Here is a 21,971-nt window from a genome sequence, read left to right as displayed (position 1 = left end):
TATGAATCGCTTAGCCTCATTATCAGACGATATTAAACAATATCTCGTTGTAACAGGTAACTATTGGGCATTTACCTTAACGGATGGCGCTCTGCGCATGTTAGTCGTGCTGCATTTCCATGCTTTGGGCTATAGCCCAATCAGTATTGCTATGTTGTTTTTGTTTTATGAAGTTTTTGGTGTTGTCACTAATTTGGTTGGGGGGTTCTTAGGCGCTCGTTTAGGCCTCAATAAAACGATGAACATAGGCTTAGCCATTCAGGTTATAGCCTTACTCATGTTAGCGGTTCCGGCTGAATGGTTAACCGTTGTGTATGTGATGATTGCTCAAGCGCTTTCCGGCATTGCCAAAGACTTAAACAAAATGAGCGCCAAAAGCTCAATCAAAACACTGGTTGCTTCTGGGCAAGAGGGCACATTATTTAAATGGGTTGCTGTATTAACTGGCTCCAAAAATGCACTGAAAGGCGTTGGTTTTTTCTTAGGTGGTTTATTATTAACCTTATTATCCTTTAAAGGCGCCATGTTATTGATGGCTGGAGTATTGACACTTGTGTGGTGCTACAGCCTATATAGCTTGAAGAGTGACTTAGGTAAAGCTAAGAATAAGCCTAAATTTACCGACATTTTTTCAAAGAGTCGTTCTATTAATACCTTGTCGGCCGCCAGGTTATTCTTATTTGGTGCCCGCGATGTTTGGTTTGTTGTGGCTCTGCCCGTGTATTTGTCTCAAGCTTTTGAATGGGATCATTGGACTGTCGGAGGTTTCTTGGCATTATGGGTTATTGGTTACGGCATAGTACAGTCTATGGCACCTAAGCTCATCAATTTTAAAGACAACCTTTCCCCAGCAAAAGAAACTGTGAAGTGGGCCAGTCTACTGGCACTGGTCACGCTAATCATCACTTTCTCACTCTTGTTAGATTGGGAGGTAAAAACCATACTGATTACGGGTTTAATGGTTTTTGGTCTATTATTCGCGATCAACTCATCACTTCACAGTTATCTGATTGTCAGTATGGCAAATGCGGATGGGGTTTCACTGGATGTTGGCTTTTACTATATGGCAAATGCCATGGGCCGGTTGGTTGGCACGGTTTTGTCTGGTTGGGTGTTTCAGCTATATGGACTTGCGGCTTGTTTAGCCATTTCGTTTGTCTTTATTGTTATAGCGGGTTTGGTTTCTATAAAGCTGCCTTCAAAACAGGTTTGACGTAAACTATTCACCAAGGCTAGATGCTCAATACCAGCCTTGGTGAATGATTTTGTCAGTTATCTTTCTTAATAAGTGCAGCGGCTTTTACTATCAAAGAACCTTGCTTGGCATTCACTTTTTTGTGAGTAAAATAGACACCTCTAAAAACTTTGATTCACATCGGACTTAAACCTTAAACCTTAAACCTTAAACCTTAAACCTTAAACCTTAAACCTTAAACCTTAAACCACTATTTTGACACGACCTCTGGTTCTATTGGAGCCTTCCCACCAATGCACTTATTTTTAACTAAAGTGCACGAGCTTATATCGAGTGCTCCGCCCTCCTGCTTCACTTTTTACTCAGCAACCTAGCAGCACCAAAGCCGCTAAATGACGAGAAGCGGTTGGGCAGGACTTTTCTTCAGAAAGCCCAAGCTTGTTCGCCAACGACGAGCGAACAGAAAAAGCAGTGAGCTTCTCACCTTCAATGGCACTCGAATGAATAATGTTTGCCAATAGCGTGTCTAACATACTTTGCTTTTGGTCTTTAGGTTGGCTCGACATCTTGTCCAACAACATTCCTCGGTGAAAGCAAATGTCTCGTAACTTGAGCTCAATGATTTTTTTCATCCCAGGTAAAGTTTGCCCAATCTGCTTGTTGCCATATCCACATTTTGTCGCCTTTTGATTTAAATAACAGCCTATTTAAATCAAAACATGATGCGAATAAAACCCACAATCACATCTGGCTTTGATGTGATTAAGCCGAATATTCATATCACTTCCAATCTCTCATGACACTGATAACGTCCGTCGCGCCAACAAATGAACCGTCGTTCAATGAAATAGTTACCGGCCTACTGAGATAAGGTTTCTAAAATGATCATGTCCACCAGCTGATTATCATCATCAAATAGTGAATTCTTATCCATCTGACGCGCTGAAGATAAAGATAAGCTCTGAAGCCGTCAGCTAATCAGTGACTTTGTCCAATAAGCGACGGTGCTCTCTAAACAACGCGGCACTGAATGACTTCAGCTCGCCCTGGCTGGACTTTGCCGCACCAAAAGCGGTATTTAACACAGTACACAAAAATATTGGTATTTTGTATTTCATTTTTGGACTGATGTATTATATAGTTTAACAATAATTGGTTAACCAATAGAGAGTATTATGTCTTCCAGAACCCGTTTTATTGATGCAATAGAGTCTCAGTCCATTGAGAGCACACACTACTCAAGAGCCACTCTTCAGACCAAAATTGTCCATATTGGTTTTGGTGCATTTCATCGTGCTCACCAAGCCGTCTACACTGACTTAGTCAATGAAGCAGACAGTACTCCATGGGGTATTTTCGGCATTAATCTCTTTCGAAAAGGAAAGCTAACAGAGGCCTTTGCAAAACAAGATAACTTAGCCACTCTTGTTGAGAAAGGTACTCATAGCACAACAAAAAGAGTCATACGCTCTTTTACCGGTGCCATGAACATTGCTGATCAAGGTGTTCAGGTCGCATTAGCAAAAATGTGTGAACCTCAAGTCGCGATTGTTTCCCTTACTATTACCGAAAAAGGCTATTGCCTTACTCCCGAAGGCCTTTTAAATAAAGAGCATTCACTTATATTGCAAGATCTCACTTCTCCGCAGAGTCCAATATCCGCCATCGGTATAATTACTGAGGCGTTACGTCTAAGAAGGATTCAAAAAAAGCCCCCATTTAGTGTTATGTCTTGCGATAACATTCCAGAAAATGGGCATAAAACCAAAGCGGCGATTTTAGGTTATGCCACATTAGTGGATCCAGACCTAGCCCTATGGATAAAAGATCAAGTGGCTTTTCCTAGCACCATGGTTGATCGAATCGTTCCCGCGATGGACACACACGCCTTTTTAGATCTTGAGCAAGAGATGGGAGTTGCTGATGACTTTGGTTTGATCAGTGAAGATTTCAAACAATGGGTAATTGAAGACCAATTTTGCAATGGTAGACCAAAATGGCAACTTGCTGGAGCGACAATGGTGACCAATGTTCTTCCTTATGAAGAGATGAAATTGAGGGTGCTCAATGGCTCCCATTCATTTTTGGCTTATATTGGCTCCCTTTGCGGTCATACTTATATCTATGAGTGTATGGAAGACAGTACACTGAAAACGCTTACCCTAGCGCTAATGACACAGGAACAAGCGCTTTCATTATCCGCCGATTTGAATGTGGACTTAATCGAATACGCTCATTCTTTGATATCACGCTTTAGTAACAAAAACATTAAGCACCAAACCGCTCAAATTGCGATGGATGGCTCACAAAAATTACCGCCTAGAGCGATTGATCCTATTTTAACCCTAATCAAAACCGACCCTTTCAGTAAAGAACGGCCACCTCAGTTACTTTCTTTATTATTAGCCGGTTGGATGCATTTTATTCAAGGTAAACATTCGCCAGACTTTACCCTAGTCGACCCTGAAGACCAGGCATTAACTGGACTGCTAACACAGTCTAATTCAGCGCCATTAAGTGAATCATTACTTTCATTTAAGCCAGTTTTTAACAAGGATTTTCTGCAGTATCCAGAGTTATCAAAGCAAATCATCTATTTTTACAATGCCATTGAGGAACAAGGGATTCGAGCTGTTCTTAATGGCTTATCTCACTCATTAAGGACCCAATAATGAAATCATTACTATGCGAAAAACCGTTTAAAATTCACTATATTGAAACGCCAAAACCGATCATTAAAAACGATGAGGTACTATTAAAAATTAAAGCCGTTGGTGTTTGCGGTACCGATATTCATGCTTATACAGGTAACCAACCTTTCTTTTCTTATCCTCGCATACTAGGTCACGAGATATGCGGCTTAGTGGAAGAAGTAGGAGATGATTGTCCTGAGGAATTAATGAATCAATATGTTGTTGTTATCCCAGCCATTGCTTGTGGAGAATGCGCGGCCTGTAAAGAAGGTAAAACCAATTGCTGTGACACAATTTCGTTATATGGGGTACATCAAGACGGCGGTTTTCAAGATTACTTGGCCGTTAAAGCCAGCAATGTCATCCCTGTACCCACCTCGGTTGACCCAGCCGCTGCGTCTTTAGTTGAGTGTTTTGCTATCGGTGCTCATGCAAATCGTCGTGCAGACTCAAAACAAAATGAAAATATTCTCGTTGTTGGCGCTGGCCCCATTGGTTTGGGAACGGCCGCGATTGCCTTAGCTAATGGCGCAAATGTGATATTGGCTGACGTCAGTGATGAACGCCGAGTACATGCTGAATCCGTCCTTGGAGTCAAAACCTTAAACCCAATTGAAGCAAGCTACACGGATGACCTTTGTGAAGCATTTAATAATAACCTGGCTTGCACAGTGATGGACGCAACAGGAAATAAAGCCTCCATGTCAAACAGCGTCAATTTAATTCGTCATGGCGGAAAAATTGTATTCATCGGTTTATATATAGGGGATTTACAGCTAGACGACCCCACTTTCCATAAAAAAGAAACCACTCTGATTGCAAGCCGCAACGCCACTTTTGAAGATTTTACCAAAGTGATTGATCTGTTCGAATCAAAAAAGATCAGCGAAAAAATTATGGTCAACCAAGAATTTCAATTTGACACCATTGGCTTAGATTACGAAAACAACGTTGTAAAAAATAAAGGCCTTGTTAAAGGCGTGATTCGATTTGACTAATTAAAGGAAACTATGATGACAACAAGAATAAAAATTGAGACGCTACATACATTAGCCTTTAACAAATTGCAGCAAGCTGGGTACCCTGAAACGATCGCCAAACAAGTAGCGGATGTATTAGTGCATGCAGATTCACACGGCGTACACTCTCATGGGGTTATTCGAGTAGAACATTATTGCCACCGTTTATCTCAAGGTGGCATGAATCCAGACCCAACTATGACCATTGAGAAAATTTCTTCCTCAGTAGCGATACTAGATGGAGATGATGGTATGGGGCATTGTGCGCTAATCAAGGCAACTGAGGAAGCGATAACCATAGCCAAAGAGCATGCAGTGGGGTTTGTCAGTATAAAAAACACCTCCCATTGCGGTGCTTTATCTTACTTTGCTCAAATGGCGGCTGATCAAGGACTTATCTCTATTTCTATGACTCAAACAGACACCTGTGTGGCACCATTTGGCGGTGCTGAAGCGTTTTGGGGAACAAACCCCATTGCGTTCGGCTTCCCTGTTGAAAATGGTAACCCTGTCATTATCGACATGGCCACAAGTGCCACCGCCTTTGGTAAATTATTGCATGCCAAAGAGACAGGACAATCAATCAGTCTTGGACTCGCTATCGACAAAGATGGTGTCGAGACAACAGATCCTCATGCGGCAACAACGCTGCTTCCTTTTGGGTTCCATAAAGGTTCCGGTATTGCCATGGCAATTGACGCACTAACAGGCATGCTTATGGGAGCCAATTTTAGTAACCATATTGTTAGAATGTATGATGACTATGACAAAATGAGAAAGCTCGCCAGCTTGATGATTGTGATAGACCCAAGTAAATTTGGCGGACACAGTTTTTCAAATATGATGGCTCAGATGGTTTCTGAACTGCATCAAGTAAAACCTGCACCCGGTTTTGATAAAGTTTTAGCGCCAAATGAACCTCAAACAGCCTATCTTGAAGACTGTCAAAGAAATGGCGTCCCCGTTACGACTTCAATCTATCAATATTTAACAAACCACTAACGGAAGCAGGCCCTATGAAACAATATGATATGTTCGTTAATGGTGAATGGATAAAAGCGAAATCCGGTAACACCGATTCGGTTATTAACCCGTCAACTGAAGAAGTGATTGCAAGCATTCAAAAAGGCGACCAAGACGATGCCGACTATGTCATGGCTTCAGCCAAAGCCGCTCAAATAGAATGGCGCCGAAAACCAGCCCGAGAACGGGCCGACATCATGCGTAAATTTGCGGCGGAAATACGTAATAGAAAGTCATTCTTAGCGGAACTTTTAGTAACAGAACAGGGAAAATTATTGAAAGTGGCGTTAGGAGAAGTGGAAGCCACTTGCAGCTTTATCGAATACGCCTGTGATTGGGCTCGCCAAATGGATGGCGATATTGTTAAGTCTGATAACCCCAATGAACATATTTGGATTCATAAAGTACCTCGGGGAGTCATTGTCGCCATTACCGCATGGAATTTTCCTTTAGCATTAGCAGGACGAAAGATTGGCCCTGCGCTTATTGCAGGCAATACTATCGTCGTCAAACCCACAACAGAAACGCCGTTAGCCACGTTAGAGCTAGGTCATATTGCTGAACATATTGGTCTACCAAAAGGAGTACTTAATATAGTAACCGGTGGAGGTCGAACCCTAGGTGATGCGCTTGTACGACACCCTGATACTAAGATGATTTCCATGACGGGCAGTACGCCTGCAGGTCAAGCCATCGTCAAAGCAGCGGCCGATAACTTGGCTCATGTGCAATTAGAACTAGGAGGTAAAGCCCCTTTTATTGTCCTTGAAGATGCGGATCTTGAGCAAGCCGCCGTCGCGGCCTTGCATTCACGTTTTGACAACTGCGGTCAGGTTTGTACTTGTAATGAGCGTATGTATATTCATGAAGCCATCTATGATGATTTTATGGCCATTTTCCTTGCTAAGGTGAAAGCACTTAAAGTCGGTGACCCTATGCTCGCAGACACGGATCTGGGCCCTAAGATTAACCAGAAAGAAATTGAAGCAATGGAGCATCTGGTTGCCATTAGTGTAAAAGAAGGCGCTCACATTGCGACAGGAGGTGCGCGTTTACAACACGGTCAATACCAACAGGGTTTTTGGTTCGAACCAACGGTGTTAACCAATGTATCTCAAGAAATGACGATTGTTCATGAAGAGTCATTTGGCCCTATCCTCCCCGTGATTAAGTTCTCCACACTCGATGAAGTCATTACTTACGCTAACGATAGCGAGTACGGATTAGCCGCTATGGTATGCACCAAGGACATGAAAACCATATTGCGCTTAGTTGATGAACTCGAATCAGGAGAGGTCTACATCAACCGCGGTCATGGTGAACAACATCAAGGCTTCCACAACGGCTATAAGCTCAGTGGTACCGGTGGTGAAGATGGAAAGTATGGTTTTGAACAGTATTTAGAGAAGAAAACGTTTTACGTTAATTTTGACTAATACCATCAAAACACAGAGTGTATCATCACTCTGTGTTTTGATGCCCAGTACTCACGCTCACTTCATATCGATCACGACTCTTACCATCATGCTTCTGAACACCGCTATTCTTATCTGACACTTACTCATTAATGCTCTAAAATACCCTATAAATGCCTTAATTGAATCAAAAGAAGCGCCCTCCTCATCCGAATACCAATCCCCTAAGGACGTAAACAATGACCGAGTACTTTATTTACAGCTTTATTTACTTAGCCGCTGCGGTCATTGCTGTCCCTATTGCAAAACGTTTAGGACTGGGATCCGTACTTGGGTATTTAATCGCGGGCGTCATTATCGGTCCCATTATCGGCTTAGTCGGTGATGAAACCACCAGTATTCAACATTATGCTGAATTCGGTGTCGTCATGATGCTGTTCCTAGTCGGTCTAGAGTTAGAGCCAAAAATGCTCTGGAAAATGCGCCATCGATTAATGGGATTAGGTGGATTGCAAATTGTTTTAACCACTGTCTCTGTGGCCTTTATTGCCACACTATTTGTGGAAGAATGGTCTGTTGCTCTCACCATTGGCTTAATTTTTTCTCTTTCTTCCACCGCGATAGTCTTGCAAACCTTTAATGAAAAATCATTAACAAAAACGGATGGGGGACAAAACGCCTTCTCAGTCCTTCTCTTCCAAGACATGGCTGTTATCCCCATGCTGGCACTCATACCCTTACTGGCCTTACCTGAACTCATTGAACTGTCGCAAGCCACATTCACCGACGCCGCAGAGAAACATGCCGAACTCAGTTTAGTCGCTGGTATACCTGGATGGGCTTACACCTTGGTGGTCATTGCATCAATTGCGATTGTTGTCATTGGTGGACACTATTTAAGTCGACCCCTTTTTAAATTTGTAGCCGACTCAGGTTTACGTGAAATTTTCACCGCTACCGCACTGATGCTAGTCATTGGCGTAGCCGCACTAATGAGTCTAGTTGGGCTCTCTCCCGCATTAGGAACCTTCTTAGCTGGCGTGGTGTTAGCAAATTCAGAATTTCGCCATGAACTCGAATCCAATATAGAACCGTTTAAGGGACTCTTACTTGGTGTCTTTTTTATCACAGTGGGAGCTGGCATTAACTTCACCTTATTAAGTGAAGGGTTTGCCCTCATTATCGGTTTAACTTTCGCGGTAATGCTATTAAAAATGGTCATATTACTTCTATTATCATGTCTGTTTAACCTCCGGGGCAGTGATCGCTGGTTATTCAGTTTGAGTCTGGCTCAAGCGGGAGAATTTGGCTTTGTTTTATTAAGTTTTAGTGGCCAACAAAACGTTTTGCCAGAGCCTATTATTCAACCACTATCTTTGGTTGTGGCCCTATCCATGTTTTTTACCCCGGCACTATTTATTCTCTTTGATAAAGTAATTTTGCCTCGTTATCAAAAAACCAGCAATCAAAGGGAGGAAGACAATATTGACCAACTTGGGTCTGTTATTATTGCGGGAGCGGGACGCTTTGGGCAGATTACCAATCGACTCCTAGTATCTAATAAAATCCCAACGGTGGTACTGGATCACGAATCCAGCATGATAGACATATTACGCTCGATTAACATCAAAAGTTATTATGGTGATGCGACACGTCCAGACCTTTTGCATACAGCGGGTATAGAACAAGCTAGCCTGTTGATCATCGCCATTGACGATAAAATCCGTTCCGTTGAATTAATCAAATACGTGAAACACACGTATCCTCATATAAAAATATTGGCACGTGCCTATGACCGGGGGCATTATTATGCCTCTAAATACGCGGGGGCCGATTACGTTGTCATAGAAACCTATTATTCAGCGGTCGAACTAGGAGCGCAGGCGTTGACCGATTTAGGGTTTTCTTTGAAAAAAGCCAATCAGGTCAGACAAACATTCCAACAATCCGAAGCAAAGAGTGGCGAAGCCTTATATGAAGTATGGCGTCAAAAAGGAGATTTTGATCAAAATTATAGAGCGCTGTTTATACAGCTCGAAGAAGAGCTCAATCATGCAATGGAAACAAGCCAAACAGAAGAAATTCCTGACTCTTATACGACTGATTATTCTAAATGTGAAGGGAATACGGAATCCAAAAAGTGATTCAAGAGAGTACACTCAAATTACCCAATAAATTACCTCGTTATCAATCCTCAAACGGTGGCTTGCGAGGTCAATTCTCATTTAAGGCTTTTATATCAACAGGAAATAATAAAACTATAGTGTCATCTCTTTAGTTATCACGTTTTATAACAAACACATCACAATTTATTATGGGTTTGGACCACGCATTTTTAGCATCAGCACCCTTCATCCCTAAGACCAAAAGTGACAGGGCTAACGTACATCTGGAACCCTCAGACGATATTACATCTTGGCATGACGGCCATTATTACTTTCCCTTGTCCTTTTTGTTAACAGTAACCATCCTTTAAGATTTAAAGAAACGAATTCCAATGAAGGTGAAAGACGTTTCTTTACATACCTAAAAGCCAGTTTTATCGATTAGCGGCCGCACCTGCGCCACCAGCATAAGCATACACTTCTTCTTTGCTCGACATAGAATTATCACCCGCTGTGCTCATAACCAAAGCACCATGGGCGGCCGCCAGATCAATACAGGTTTGCATAGGTTGATCATTCAAAAGCCCATGAATAAGGCCAGCGGCAAAAGCGTCTCCGCCACCAACACGATCAAATATAGGCAAGTTATTGTAATCACGTGAGGCGAAAATCTCGCCATTATGCAAACACAGCCCACCCCAGTCATTATGAGAGGCATCTTTCACGATTCGCATAGTCGTAACAAACAGTTGGACATTCGGAAAGCGTGCTTTCATAGAATGAAGCGCTTCTGAAAACACCTCTTTATCTAATGTATCGACTTCTCTTGGAAGGGATTCAATCCCAAAAAGTACATCTGCCTTTTGAGTTAGACGTGCATTACATGCATTTGCCGCCTCTCGCCCACCTCTGTCTTTCCATAAGGAAGCACGGTAATTTAAATCATAAGAGACGATTGCACCATGCTTCTTCGCGGCTATCATTGAAGCCTCAACCACGCTTGGTGAACTTTCAGACAAGGCGGCCATGACACCACCAACATGGAACCAACGAGGCTTCGCCTTAGCAAACAGAGCATCCCAATCAATATCCTTAACCGTTAGTTGTGAAATAGGAGTATGTCCACGATCCATGACCGCTTTTGCTCCTCGTTCTCCAAAACCACGCTCCATAAAATACATTCCATTTCGAACAGATCGACCAATACCATCATGCTCTTTCCATTCAATCCAGTCAGTACTCACACCCGCTCTTTGAACCAGACCTGCAATCAGGTGGCCCACTTCATTATCGACTAAGGCTGTTATGATGCCTGTTTTATGACCAAAGCAACTGCTTAACCCTTGAATCACATTGTATTCACCACCGCCTTCCCATACACGAAACTGGTCTGTTTTACGAATACGATCCACACCAGGGTCAAGGCGCAGCATGACTTCACCTAATGCCATACAATCAATATGACTCAACTCTTTTGCAATAATTTCCACGACATCCAACCTTATAAAACGATCTTATTATTGTTTACAAAAAATCTAATATACCACAGTTTGGTTAACCAATAATCGTTAAAATCATACCCTTTGAGTACCAAGATGTATAACCAAAAAAGCCTTCCTTTCAAAAAACAGCTAAATAGAGAAGAGGGCTAATCACATTACCTTATTTATTTAACGATAAATAAGGTTTGGTAACCACATGGTAATCGCTGGAATAAAGGTCAATAGTAGCAAAACAACAACAAGAGGGATTAAAAAAGGCGCCGTTGCAATAACACAGCGTTCAAAAGGTGTATTAGACACTTTGGCTAGTACATAGAGCACCATACCAACAGGGGGGGTTAATAAGCCAAGCATTAAATTCAGAATCATTATGATACCAAAATGCACAGGATCAATTCCAATTTGCACCGCTACAGGTAACAACACCGGTACCAAAATAGTAATAGCCGCAATGGTTTCCATGAAACAGCCTAAAATTAATACCAACAAGGTCATGATCAATAAAATAAGCACCGCATTATCTGTGAAACCTAATAGGCTATGGGCAAACAAATCGGCAATTTGGTTGGCCGTTAAAATCCAAGCAAAAATAGTCGAACTCGCCACAATAAGAAGAATAGACGCCGTAGTTTCAATGGTTTCTTGCGACACTCTTATAACACTTGCAATACTTAAAGAACGATAGACAAAGGCACCTAAACATAGAGCATAAGCAACGGCGGCTACCGCGGCTTCAGTCGGAGTAAATACTCCAGTAGAAATGCCAACGACTATAATTATGGGGGTTAACAGAGGTAAGAAAGCCCTTTTAAAAGCAAACCAAAGATTAGGTAAACTAAAGCGTTCATCTTTAGGGTAATTTCGAATTTTGGCATACCATGACACCATAACCATCAAAGAAAAAGCCATGAGTAATCCAGGGATCAAGCCCGCTGCAAAAAGTTGCCCTATGGAAGTATCCGCAACGACTCCGTAAATAACCAAAGGAAGAGAAGGAGGGATAATTGGACCAATCGTTGAGGATGCCGCGGTGATACCAACGGAGAAATCAGAATCATAGCCTGCGTCTTTCATGGCTTTAATTTCAACATTTCCTAAACCGCCAGCATCCGCTACAGCCGCTCCTGACATGCCTGCAAACACCACACTCGCACCAACATTAACGTGGCCTAGACCTCCAGGCAACCAACCAACCAATGCTCGAGCGAAGGCAAAGATACGATTAGTAATCCCACCAGTGTTCATTAAATGCCCCGCCAGGATGAAAAAAGGAATCGCAATTAATGGGAAGCTATTAACACCATTAACCATGTTATGTAATACAACAACACTTGGCATCCCTTCAATTAGAATAAAAACGAGGGACGAAACACCTAAGGCAACAGCCACTGGTACACCGATAATAAGCAAAATAAACAATATTAAGAACAATAGAAAAATCGACATATCACACCTTTGTTAAACAGAAGTAGCTTGTTCTTCAATATTTATGACAATTTGATGATGGCTAAGCTTCATTTTCATCACCATTTTACCGAAGGAATAAAGAGACATAGCAACAAAACAAAACGCAATGACCCAATAAATGTAGCTTTTAGGCAATTCGACCGACACCAAGGTTTGATGCGTCTGCATGGCAATTTGTGAAGACATCCAAGCACAAGCGCCATAAAAAACAACACACACCACCTCAGAAAAGACGGACAATACTTTAGCTAAAGAACTTGGAATAAAACGATACAAAAACTCTAAAAAAATGTGGCTGCCTTTCCTAACGGCTGTTATAGAACCTACAAAACCGACTAATACCAGTAAAAATCGTGCGATTTCTTCTGTCCATGCAAGTGAATCATTTAAAATATAGCGTGTAAAAAATTGCAGAAAAACAATACACATCAACACCCAAAATAAAATCATCACGGGTAGATCAATCAACTTAAAATCTAGCGGTTCCTCAATTTGGCTCTCATCAACCAAATTGGGGGACTCAGAGTCAGACGAATTCAACATTGTCTTGTTAGAAGCTTGACCCATATTGCACCCTCCTTTAATTCAGCGTTACAGCGCACTAATGCCAGATAAATTTTCTTTAGAGAACCCAGAATCAATAGAGTTTAGATAACTATTTACTTTATCTTGGAAAGGTTTTTTATCTACTTCCACTACTTGCAAACCTTGATCTCGGAACCATTGGGCTAAATTTTCTTCCGCTTCATTAATATCATCCGATGCACGAGCTGCGGCCTTTACAGAAACCTCATCTAATAAGGCATAGTCTTCTTTACTAAGCCGATTTTTAGTCATACCTGAAACCACCGTCACTAAGGAATTAGTCATATGCCCCGTAAGGTTAATGTATTTTTGAACTTCATAGAATTTTTTGAATTTAATCGTTGGTAATGGATTTTCTTGAGCATCAACCAAACCCTGTTGTAATGCTAAATACACTTCAGAAAAGGCTAGCGGAGAGGCGTTGGCATTGACTGCTTTTGGGAACATAAGGAACATAGGTGCATTGGGAACACGAATTTTCATTCCTTCCATATCTTCAGGGGAATTAATCGGCTTATTAGAGGTTACATGACGAGCGCCATAATAGGTAAAGCCAGTAATATCGTGCCCAGTAGTTTTTTCATAGCCTTTTTTTATCCCATCAAACAATTCACTATCACGATATTTTTTCCAATGGTCATAATTACGAATCACAAAAGGTAACCCAGAAAGCGCTAATGGTTTATAGGCGCTGCCAGCAAAAATAGCACCGGTATAGATCATATCAACCGAACCAAAATTTAAGGCTTCATTTAACTCTACTTCTTTACCTAAAGACGATGCCGGAAAAACTTTAATAGTGACTCGCCCATCTGTTTTCGTTGTCATTTCTTCCGCTGCCCAAAGCGCCGCCTGATGATACGGGGAGCCGACTTCATATACATGAGCCCATTTAATGGTGGTAGCGGCTTGAACTGACCCGGAAAATAAACCAATTGTAAGTGCCGTCATACCTATCATAGATAGAGCGGAACGACGGTCGAATTGATCTTTAGATAGTCGCGCAGAGAATACTTGCTTTAGCATAATAGAGCCTCTTAGATTTGTTTGATTTGAACCAATATAATTCAATCAAACAGTTTTTATTTTTATTTTGTCTACTTTTAATTTGATTTAAAAGAGAAATATTAATCTATCGTTTTAATCATTTAAACAGATTTAAATCGATTTAAAAATAGTAAATTAAAATACTATTTTGGTCAACCAATTTATTAATTGGTACGGCATGAGTTATCTTTCAATTATCATCAGCTAAAATAAAATCAGCACAACGCTGCCCAAGCATCATAGCAACCGCATTTGTATTACCCGCATTAATATTGGGTACGGCTGACATGTCACAAACTCTTAACCCTTTGATACCTTTGACCTGTAAGCGGTTATTTAACACCGCCATAGGATCTTCCGCGGCACCCATTTTGCAGGTTCCAGCAGGATGATAGTTTGTTTTGACCGTTTTACGACAATGTTCTGCCAAACACGCATCTGATAATGAATTTATGTCAGGTATAACAATAGATGTAATAGAATTTGCTAGTGGTGGTGTTTGAAAGGATTTAATAAAAAAGCGCTGCCCCTCTATCATGGCTGACAAATCGGCCTCTTCTTTCAATAAATTAGGGCACACTAGAGGCTGATCGTTTGCATTCGAAGACGCTAAACGTACATACCCTCGGGAGACAGGTTTGACCACAACCGTGGTAATCGTCATACCATAATCATGGTTTACAAGATTCAACACATCTCTATCTAGATAGACCATAGGGACACAAAATGCCTGTATTGTCGCCTCTTTAGTGACACTTGTTGGGTTGACAAAAGCACCGGCTTCCACCCCCGCCGACGTGACAGGCCCAGAGCCAAACAGGGCAAACTGCAAACCATTACGCCACATCCGCCAGCCCTCTCCTTGTTTAAAATAACCAAAACCTTTTTTCGCTGTCGCTATGATTGGGACTTCGGGATGATCAATTAAATTTTCTCCAACACCAGGTAAGTCAACAAGACAGCGAATACCGTGCTGCTCAAGCTGCTTCGCGCAACCGACCCCAGAAAGCATTAATAGCTTAGGAGTAATTAACGCGCCAGCGGCTAAAATCACCTCTCCAGCGGAACTATTATCTAAACGTGCTTCTAAAACGTCACCACTCTCATTTTCATAAATAACCCCAACCGCAGCGCCTTCTTCAATAAGGACTTTATGAACTCGACACTGTAATTGGATCTCTAGGTTATTCGGCGTTTGATCTCCACCTAAAAAAGCATAAGCCGTGCTACTACGACGACCATTACGATTTGTAAATTGATAAAAACCGACGCCCTTTTGCTGTACGCCATTAAAATCGTCATTAAAAGGAATTCCTTGTGCTTGTACACTTTGCACAAATGCTCGAGAAGAATCATCGATATGCTGAGGATCCGACACCTGCACGGGGCCGGAAGCGCCGTGATACTCGTTCAATAAACGATTATTCGACTCCATCTCTTTAAAGTACGGCAGCACATGCTCCCACCCCCATTGAGCGTCCCCACCTAGGATCTGCTGCCATTCATTATAATCACTGGCACGACCTCTCATATATACCTGAGCATTAACTGAAGAACCACCGCCCAACACATTACCTTGCGGAATATCATGCACTCTTCCCCCTAAATGAGCTTGAGGGGTGGTGTGATAATAACGCATGTATTTGCTGCCATTGATCATTTTAAAAATACCGGCAGGCATGTCCAGTAACGGATGCTTGTGACTATACCCCCCTTCTAATAATAAAACGCCAGCCGTCTCTTTTTTCGCCAGTCTTGCGGCGGCCACAGCACCCGCAGAGCCACCACCAACTACTATGTATTTATATTGAGAACGCATATCTAACCTCAAGATGGCAGGTTCGTAGGCAAAATTTTAATGCCTAACAAAACACCATGAAAACAAAGATGTCACAAACAACAAAGTCACTCTTAGAGTACTCGCTAGAACTAGGTTCGACGCATTTTGTTGTTAATCACTTTAGCTTGAATAACCACAACAACCAGTAAGAACCCACCTCGAATAACGGACTGCCAATAAGCACTAAAACTGATGGTGCCAAGGCCATTTTCAAAGTTTAGAATATTAAAAATTAACCCTAATAAAATAGCACCCAATAGTGTTGAGGTAATAGAACCTAAGCCACCCGTTAACAGCGTTCCTCCAACAACTACGGCCGCAATCGCAGATAACTCCCAACCTAACCCCTCTAATGGTTGTCCCGCGCCAAACCCTGATGCCAACATTACTCCTGACAAACCGGCTAACGCGCCACTTAATATATACACACCAAATAGGGTTTTATTTACCTCGAGTCCCATCAACTTCGATGCTTCTTCATTACCACCAATGGATAAAACATGGCGCCCAAAAGCAAATTTTTCCAATAACATCCAGCAAAAGACAAAGGCAACCAACATCGCGACAATTGGCCACGGGATGAAATCAAACATTTTACCAAGACCAAACTGAGTAAAATTACTGTCCCAAGAGACTTGCACTGATTGATTATCGGATAGCACTAACGCCATCCCCCTGGCACCTAACATCATGGCTAAGGTAGCAATGAATGGCACAATCTTTAATTTTGTGATGACAAAGGCATTAATCGCTCCAGTAAGAACGCCAACTAAGATTCCAACAGGTAACGCGACTTCAATACCGTAAGGACTTGCATGAGCGACGACCACACTCGACAGTGCAACGACCGAACCCACAGACAAATCAATGCCGCCAGTCATAATGACAAAGCACATTCCAAGGCCAATCAAAATAAACATAGAGTTATAAGACAGAAACGTCATGATATTGTATTCACTTAGAAAAGCGTCATAACGCAAACTAGCAAAAAAAGTAATCAACATAAGCGCGACCAACACGCCTTCCGCTTGTTTCGACGTATTTCTCTTGCGTTTCATGCCCGGTAAGTTTGACATCATAGACAATATATTCATGATTTAGCCCCTCTCACTTGTTGTAGATAAACAGCAACAATAATAATCACCGCTTTAGCCACCATAGCGACCGCATCGTGAACACCGTTCGCTAATAGGGTATAACCCACTAATTGAATAATGGCCGCACCTAAAACCGCACCAAGGATTGGCGCTTTCCCTCCCGTTAACAATACCCCACCTACTATGGCGGCCGAAATGGCATCCAGCTCCATTAACTGACCCGTTTGGTTTGCATCAGAAGCGGAATTAATTGCCGTAGAAATGATGCCAGCGATACCAGCCAGTATTCCACAGACCATATAGGTCACTAATTTCACTTTTTTGGCTGGAACACCAGCAAGTTCTGCTGCTTTTTCATTCCCCCCCACAGCTAATAAGTAACGACCATAAATAGAACGCTTTAGTACCCACGCGATAGACAGCGCTAATACAAGAGTGATCCATGCCTGTACAGGTACCCCAAAAACACGCCCAGTCCCAATAAATTCAAAACTGGGGTTGTCAAAGGTCTGTAACTCTCCATTAGTAAGCACCTGGGCAATACCTCGCCCTGAAATAAAGAGAATCAAGGTTGCAATAATAGGTTGAATTTTATACTTACTGATAAGAAAGCCATTAAACAAACCAGCCACTCCAGCCGCACTGATCGCGACCACTATGGCAACAAACAAACCCAATTCTGGATTCGCCACGCCATAATCCGATAAAAAAATCATCGGAGCTACCGTACCCGCCAAAGCCATAAGAGCACCCACTGAAAGATCAATCCCTCCAGAAGCAATGACTAGGGTCATACCAATCGCTACAATCGCCACCGTCGCAACCTGAGTTAAATTCACATATAAGGTTTGGATTTGTAAAAAATTAGGGGTAATCAAAATATTAATTACCAATAATAAAAAGAAGGCCCATAACGCCCCATTATTTTTTATTTGCGCGGCTATTTTTGTGCCGACTGTCGGCATCTTTGATTTCGGTTTTTCTGCTAACGTTGAACTGTTCATTTTGTCTCTCCACTCATGCAACAGGATGACGTGTTTCTTGGGCGATGGCTTTCATAATGGCATTCTCTGTCAGCTGATCATTCGACAATGCCTGTATGCTATGCCCATCTTGCAAAACGATGACTCTATCGGCACCTTCTACTAACTCTTCAAATTCAGAAGAAATCATCAAGACAGTTAACCCTTCATCGGCCAAACGTCGAATTAAAGACTGAATTTCTCCTTTTGCTCCAACATCAATTCCTCGGGTTGGTTCATCTAGAATGAGGATATTTGGGTTCGTCACCAGCCACCTTGCCAACAATACTTTTTGTTGGTTCCCGCCAGAGAGTTGGGAGATAGGCTGCTCCATTGAAGCGGTTTTGATACCAAGCCGCTGTATAAAATCCGAGACCAATTGGCGCTCTTTGACCTCATCAATCAAACCGTATTTAGAAATTTTTGGTAGCAGCACCAGAGTGAGGTTCTCTCTTACGGACAGCTGAGGAATAATTCCATCCTCTTTACGGTCTTCAGAGCAAAAGGCAAAACCTTTTTCTATAGCCGCCTTTGGATCAGTGAAATCCATTTTTTCACCCTTAAGAAAAACCTCGCCTTTTTTCAAATCGCTATCTAATCCAAAAATAGCTCTCGCTACTTCTGATCTACCGGAACCCAATAAGCCAGCAAGCCCTAGAATTTCTGATTTACATAAATCAAAAGAAACATCTTTGAGTGAGCCAGCCCCTTCTAAGTTTTCTACTGATAATAAAACCTGATCACTCGCACGACCTGTCGAGGCAAAATTAGTGGCTCCCCCTTTCGCTATGTCTTCAGGGTCTTTACCTAGCATGGCGGCGACCATATCCAGCTTTGTCATCTCATCAATAGAGCGTTGACCAATCGTTTTTCCATCTCGCATAACGGTAATTTCATCACAAATTTGAAACAACTCATCAAGATGGTGACTCACATACAAGATCGCCACACCGGAGGCTTTTAATTCTTTAATGACACGAAATAGGACTTCCTTTTCACGCTCATCTAGTGAGGAAGTAGGTTCATCCATAATGACGATTCTGGCGTCTAAGGCGACCGCTCTAGCAATCGCAACCAGTTGTTGTATGGCGATATTAAAAGTACTAAGAGGCTGCTCAACCTCTAAATCCAAACCAAAGCGAGATAACGTTTCCCTAGCGTGTTCATGGGCTTTACGCCAATCCACCATCCCAAAACGCTTCGGTTCATGTCCAAGACAAATATTTTCGGTAATGGAACGGTAGCCGATCAGATTCACTTCTTGAAAAATAGTGCTAATGCCTGCCATTTGGGCTTTATGAGGCGAGGCATAAGAAACCTTTTCACCCATAAAATAAATATCGCCTTCATCGTGTTTATGGGCACCATTAAGTACCTTGATGAGGGTAGATTTTCCTGCACCATTTTGACCAATTATCGCATGCACTTCACCGGCCTTAATTTTTAGCTCCGCATTAGATAATGCAGGAACACCAGCAAAATGCTTATGAATGCCTTTCATATGCAAAACCACATCACCAACATTTGATAACGTAGAGGAAAAGCGGGCACCTTGTTGTGCCGAAGGATAGGAGTGGTTCATCTAAACCTCAGTTAAAACTAGGAAGAAAAAAGAGCGGAAAATTACTTTCCGCTCGAGAGGATTAATAGATTGTATTAATAAGCTTCATCTATATGCTGTGCGGCATTTTCAATAGTAAACACACGGTCTGTAACACGCACCCAAGGTTCAATCTTTTCACCGTTGGCATAACGCGTCATCGTTTCACAAGCAAGTGGTCCAAAGAATGGACTTGATTCAACTGTGACCCCCATTTTGCCATCCAAAATAGCTTGTAAAGCATCACGAGTACCATCAACAGAAACAATCAACACATCCTTACCTGGCACTCGACCCGCCGCTTCCAATGCTTGAATAGCGCCAATCGCCATCTCATCATTGTGTGCATAAATAACATCCGCATTTGGGTAGGTTTGCAGCAAGGTTTCCGTTACTTTTCGGCCTTTATCTCGTGCAAAATCACCCGATTGAGATGCGAGGATTTTCATACCAGAATGTTTAGCGATTTCATCATCAAAGCCTTTTCTACGATCATTTGCGGGTGATGATCCAGTTGTTCCTTCAAGTTCTAAAATAAGGCCTTTACCGCCTGTTTTTTCAATCAACCAGTTCGCAGCAATAGCACCTTGTTCAATAAAGTTCGATCCTAAGAAAGTAACGTAATCACGACCCGCTTTAGCGACTTTTTCATCCACACTGCGGTCTACGAGGAAAACCGGAATACCTTGTCCTTTAGCTCGTAATACGGCAGGCAGAAGAGGCCTTTCTTCTCGAGGAGGTAGGAAGATAACATCTACCCCTTGAGCTATCATAGAATCCACATCAGACACTTGTTTTGCGGCCGAACCTGCCGCATCCGTGTACACAAGATCCCAGTTACAGCTGGCGGCTGTATCTTTAAAACTTTTTGTTTCCGCAATACGCCAAGGGTTATTACTTTCTGTTTGAGCAAAACCCACTTTATAGCGATCTTTTTTCTCTAATGCAGGTAAGTCTGCCATTGCAGCACTGGACAACACACCGATTAAAGCCGAAACAACCGTCATTTTAAATATCATGTTCACATCTCCAAATTTATTTTTATTTTTACGTTACCTGTTTGAACGAAATCTATAGCAAGCGCCTACTTTTCTATATTCACCTCCGGGTACAGTATATTAATATTTTTAAATCGATTTAAATTTTAATTAATTTTATAAATTGATAATTTCTCCCAATCAAACTCTACACCAATACCAATAGTATCAGGAGCAACCGCCATACCACCCTCCATGACTAAAGGACGCAATGTATATTGATCAATAGGAAAGCTATGAACCTCAACCCAACCAGCATTTGGCTGGGAAGCGACTAAACTTACGTGTAACTCTTGCATGCCATGGGAACAGGCAGGGATATTAGATTGCTTAGCCATTTTAGCGGCAGCGAGCCATCCAGAAATACCACCACAATTTGACGCATCTGGCTGAATAAAAGACAACTTAGCTTGCTGGAAGGCATAGCCAAATTCATGAATAGTATGCAGGTTCTCCCCCATTGCTAAAGGGATAGGTGTGTTCTCAGCAATACGTGCGAAACCAGTATAATCATCTGGAATCGTGGGTTCTTCAAACCAAAATATGTTGTATTCAGCAAAAGCATTTGCCGCCGTAATAGCCTGTTCAACTGTCATGGAGTAATTGGCATCAATCATAAAGGTAATGTCGTCCCCTATTCGCTCACGAACGGCTTTAACTCTGGCAATATCCTCCTCTAGAGTCGATTGTCCAACCTTGATTTTAATGGCATTAAAGCCTGCATCTACATATCCTTGGACCTCTTTTAGTAAACGCTCTAAGGAAAAATTCAAATCGATACCGCCACGATAGGCTTTAGCAACTTTATTTTGATTACCATTATATTGATGCAATGGTTTTCCGAGTGCTCGACAGCGTAAATCCCATAACGCAATGTCAATTGCAGAAATAGCAAAAGAAGCTATTCCCCCACGACCAACGTAGTGAATGCAATACTCCATATCTCTATAAATGGCTTCAATTTCTGATCCATCTCTACCTAGTAGCATAGGCTTTAGATCGACTTCAATCATTGATCGAATGGCCTGACCACCTCTGCCTCCAGTATAGGTGTAACCTGTACCTTGAGATCCATCAGATAATGTAATCGTTACAGTTAGTAGCTCAAAATGTGTGTGATCTCCATGCATCGCATCGGACAAAACCTCCGCTAATGGCACGGCGAATAACTGTACATCTATCGATTTTATGATCGAATCATTCACTATTTGTCTCCTAAAAAGTGACAATACACTCTCGTTTTTATTATTTTTAAATCGATTTAAATTTATAATACAAAGGCAAAGGAATATCAAGATTAAATTTAAATCGATTTAAATTTAAT

Annotated in this window: 18 protein-coding genes; 6 read left to right on the top strand and 12 right to left on the bottom strand. The window is 41.9% G+C overall.

Going from position 1 to position 21,971, the window contains the following annotated elements; genetic code table 11:
* Position 1: 1 nt before the first annotated feature.
* On the top strand, positions 2–1,213 hold the full coding sequence (arsJ, locus tag IEZ33_RS08375; RefSeq protein ID WP_191603201.1) for an organoarsenical effux MFS transporter ArsJ: 1,212 nt from the start codon (positions 2–4) through the stop codon (positions 1,211–1,213).
* Between the two features lie 344 nt (positions 1,214–1,557).
* Here arsJ and IEZ33_RS08370 read toward each other — a convergent pair whose 3' ends face one another.
* A complete protein-coding gene (locus IEZ33_RS08370; protein WP_240009694.1) occupies positions 1,558–1,761 on the bottom strand; it encodes a DUF4172 domain-containing protein in 204 nt (67 codons plus the stop codon).
* Between the two features lie 408 nt (positions 1,762–2,169).
* On the bottom strand, positions 2,170–2,313 hold the full coding sequence (locus tag IEZ33_RS08365) for a hypothetical protein (RefSeq protein WP_191603200.1): 144 nt from the start codon (positions 2,311–2,313) through the stop codon (positions 2,170–2,172).
* Positions 2,314–2,370: 57 nt separating this feature from the next.
* Between IEZ33_RS08365 and IEZ33_RS08360 the strand changes: the two genes are divergently transcribed.
* The 5 genes from IEZ33_RS08360 (at position 2,371) to IEZ33_RS08340 (ending at position 9,489) form a co-directional block, all read left to right on the top strand.
* Positions 2,371–3,867, top strand: a complete 1,497-nt coding sequence (locus IEZ33_RS08360; RefSeq protein WP_191603199.1) for a mannitol dehydrogenase family protein — start codon at positions 2,371–2,373, stop codon at positions 3,865–3,867.
* The gene (locus IEZ33_RS08355) at positions 3,867–4,886 is read left to right on the top strand and encodes a zinc-binding alcohol dehydrogenase family protein (protein ID WP_191603198.1); all 1,020 of its coding nucleotides are present in this window, start codon (positions 3,867–3,869) and stop codon (positions 4,884–4,886) included. The genes IEZ33_RS08360 and IEZ33_RS08355 overlap by 1 nt, the downstream gene beginning before the upstream one ends.
* Before the next feature lie 12 nt (positions 4,887–4,898).
* On the top strand, positions 4,899–5,909 hold the full coding sequence (gene allD / locus IEZ33_RS08350) for an ureidoglycolate dehydrogenase (RefSeq protein WP_191603197.1): 1,011 nt from the start codon (positions 4,899–4,901) through the stop codon (positions 5,907–5,909).
* A 14-nt stretch (positions 5,910–5,923) separates the two neighbouring features.
* Positions 5,924–7,366: an aldehyde dehydrogenase gene (gene aldA, locus IEZ33_RS08345; RefSeq protein WP_191603196.1), complete on the top strand. Its 1,443-nt coding sequence runs from the start codon at positions 5,924–5,926 to the stop codon at positions 7,364–7,366.
* A 218-nt stretch (positions 7,367–7,584) separates the two neighbouring features.
* Positions 7,585–9,489, top strand: a complete 1,905-nt coding sequence (locus IEZ33_RS08340) for a monovalent cation:proton antiporter-2 (CPA2) family protein (RefSeq protein ID WP_191603195.1) — start codon at positions 7,585–7,587, stop codon at positions 9,487–9,489.
* Positions 9,490–9,884: 395 nt separating this feature from the next.
* On the opposite strand, the gene IEZ33_RS08335 is transcribed toward IEZ33_RS08340, so the two are convergent.
* The 10 genes from IEZ33_RS08335 to IEZ33_RS08290 form a co-directional block, all read right to left on the bottom strand.
* Positions 9,885–10,940: a sugar kinase gene (locus tag IEZ33_RS08335; protein ID WP_206696924.1), complete on the bottom strand. Its 1,056-nt coding sequence runs from the start codon at positions 10,938–10,940 to the stop codon at positions 9,885–9,887.
* A 180-nt stretch (positions 10,941–11,120) separates the two neighbouring features.
* On the bottom strand, positions 11,121–12,398 hold the full coding sequence (locus IEZ33_RS08330; RefSeq protein ID WP_191603193.1) for a TRAP transporter large permease: 1,278 nt from the start codon (positions 12,396–12,398) through the stop codon (positions 11,121–11,123).
* A 12-nt stretch (positions 12,399–12,410) separates the two neighbouring features.
* Positions 12,411–12,986 (bottom strand): TRAP transporter small permease, encoded by a 576-nt coding sequence (locus tag IEZ33_RS08325; protein ID WP_191603192.1) that lies wholly within the window; start codon positions 12,984–12,986, stop codon positions 12,411–12,413.
* Positions 12,987–13,010: 24 nt separating this feature from the next.
* On the bottom strand, positions 13,011–14,030 hold the full coding sequence (locus tag IEZ33_RS08320; protein ID WP_206696923.1) for a sialic acid TRAP transporter substrate-binding protein SiaP: 1,020 nt from the start codon (positions 14,028–14,030) through the stop codon (positions 13,011–13,013).
* 211 nt (positions 14,031–14,241) lie between these two features.
* Positions 14,242–15,870: a GMC family oxidoreductase gene (locus IEZ33_RS08315; RefSeq protein WP_191603191.1), complete on the bottom strand. Its 1,629-nt coding sequence runs from the start codon at positions 15,868–15,870 to the stop codon at positions 14,242–14,244.
* Between the two features lie 110 nt (positions 15,871–15,980).
* The gene (locus IEZ33_RS08310) at positions 15,981–16,985 is read right to left on the bottom strand and encodes an ABC transporter permease (RefSeq protein ID WP_206696922.1); all 1,005 of its coding nucleotides are present in this window, start codon (positions 16,983–16,985) and stop codon (positions 15,981–15,983) included.
* Positions 16,982–17,992, bottom strand: coding sequence for an ABC transporter permease (locus IEZ33_RS08305; protein ID WP_206696921.1), 1,011 nt, complete (start codon positions 17,990–17,992; stop codon positions 16,982–16,984). Before IEZ33_RS08305 ends, IEZ33_RS08310 begins: the two co-directional genes overlap by 4 nt.
* A gap of 13 nt (positions 17,993–18,005) precedes the next feature.
* Entirely contained in the window at positions 18,006–19,592 is a 1,587-nt protein-coding gene (locus IEZ33_RS08300) for a sugar ABC transporter ATP-binding protein (protein WP_206696920.1), read from the bottom strand.
* Between the two features lie 74 nt (positions 19,593–19,666).
* Complete coding sequence (locus IEZ33_RS08295; RefSeq protein WP_191603190.1) at positions 19,667–20,629, bottom strand: ABC transporter substrate-binding protein; 963 nt, start codon at positions 20,627–20,629, stop codon at positions 19,667–19,669.
* A gap of 125 nt (positions 20,630–20,754) precedes the next feature.
* A complete protein-coding gene (locus IEZ33_RS08290) occupies positions 20,755–21,852 on the bottom strand; it encodes a mandelate racemase/muconate lactonizing enzyme family protein (RefSeq protein ID WP_240009669.1) in 1,098 nt (365 codons plus the stop codon).
* Positions 21,853–21,971 lie beyond the last annotated feature (119 nt).

The organism is Marinomonas algicola (genome assembly GCF_014805825.1).
In the GTDB taxonomy this organism is placed as follows: domain Bacteria; phylum Pseudomonadota; class Gammaproteobacteria; order Pseudomonadales; family Marinomonadaceae; genus Marinomonas; species Marinomonas algicola.
This window is presented reverse-complemented; position numbering and strand designations above follow the sequence as displayed.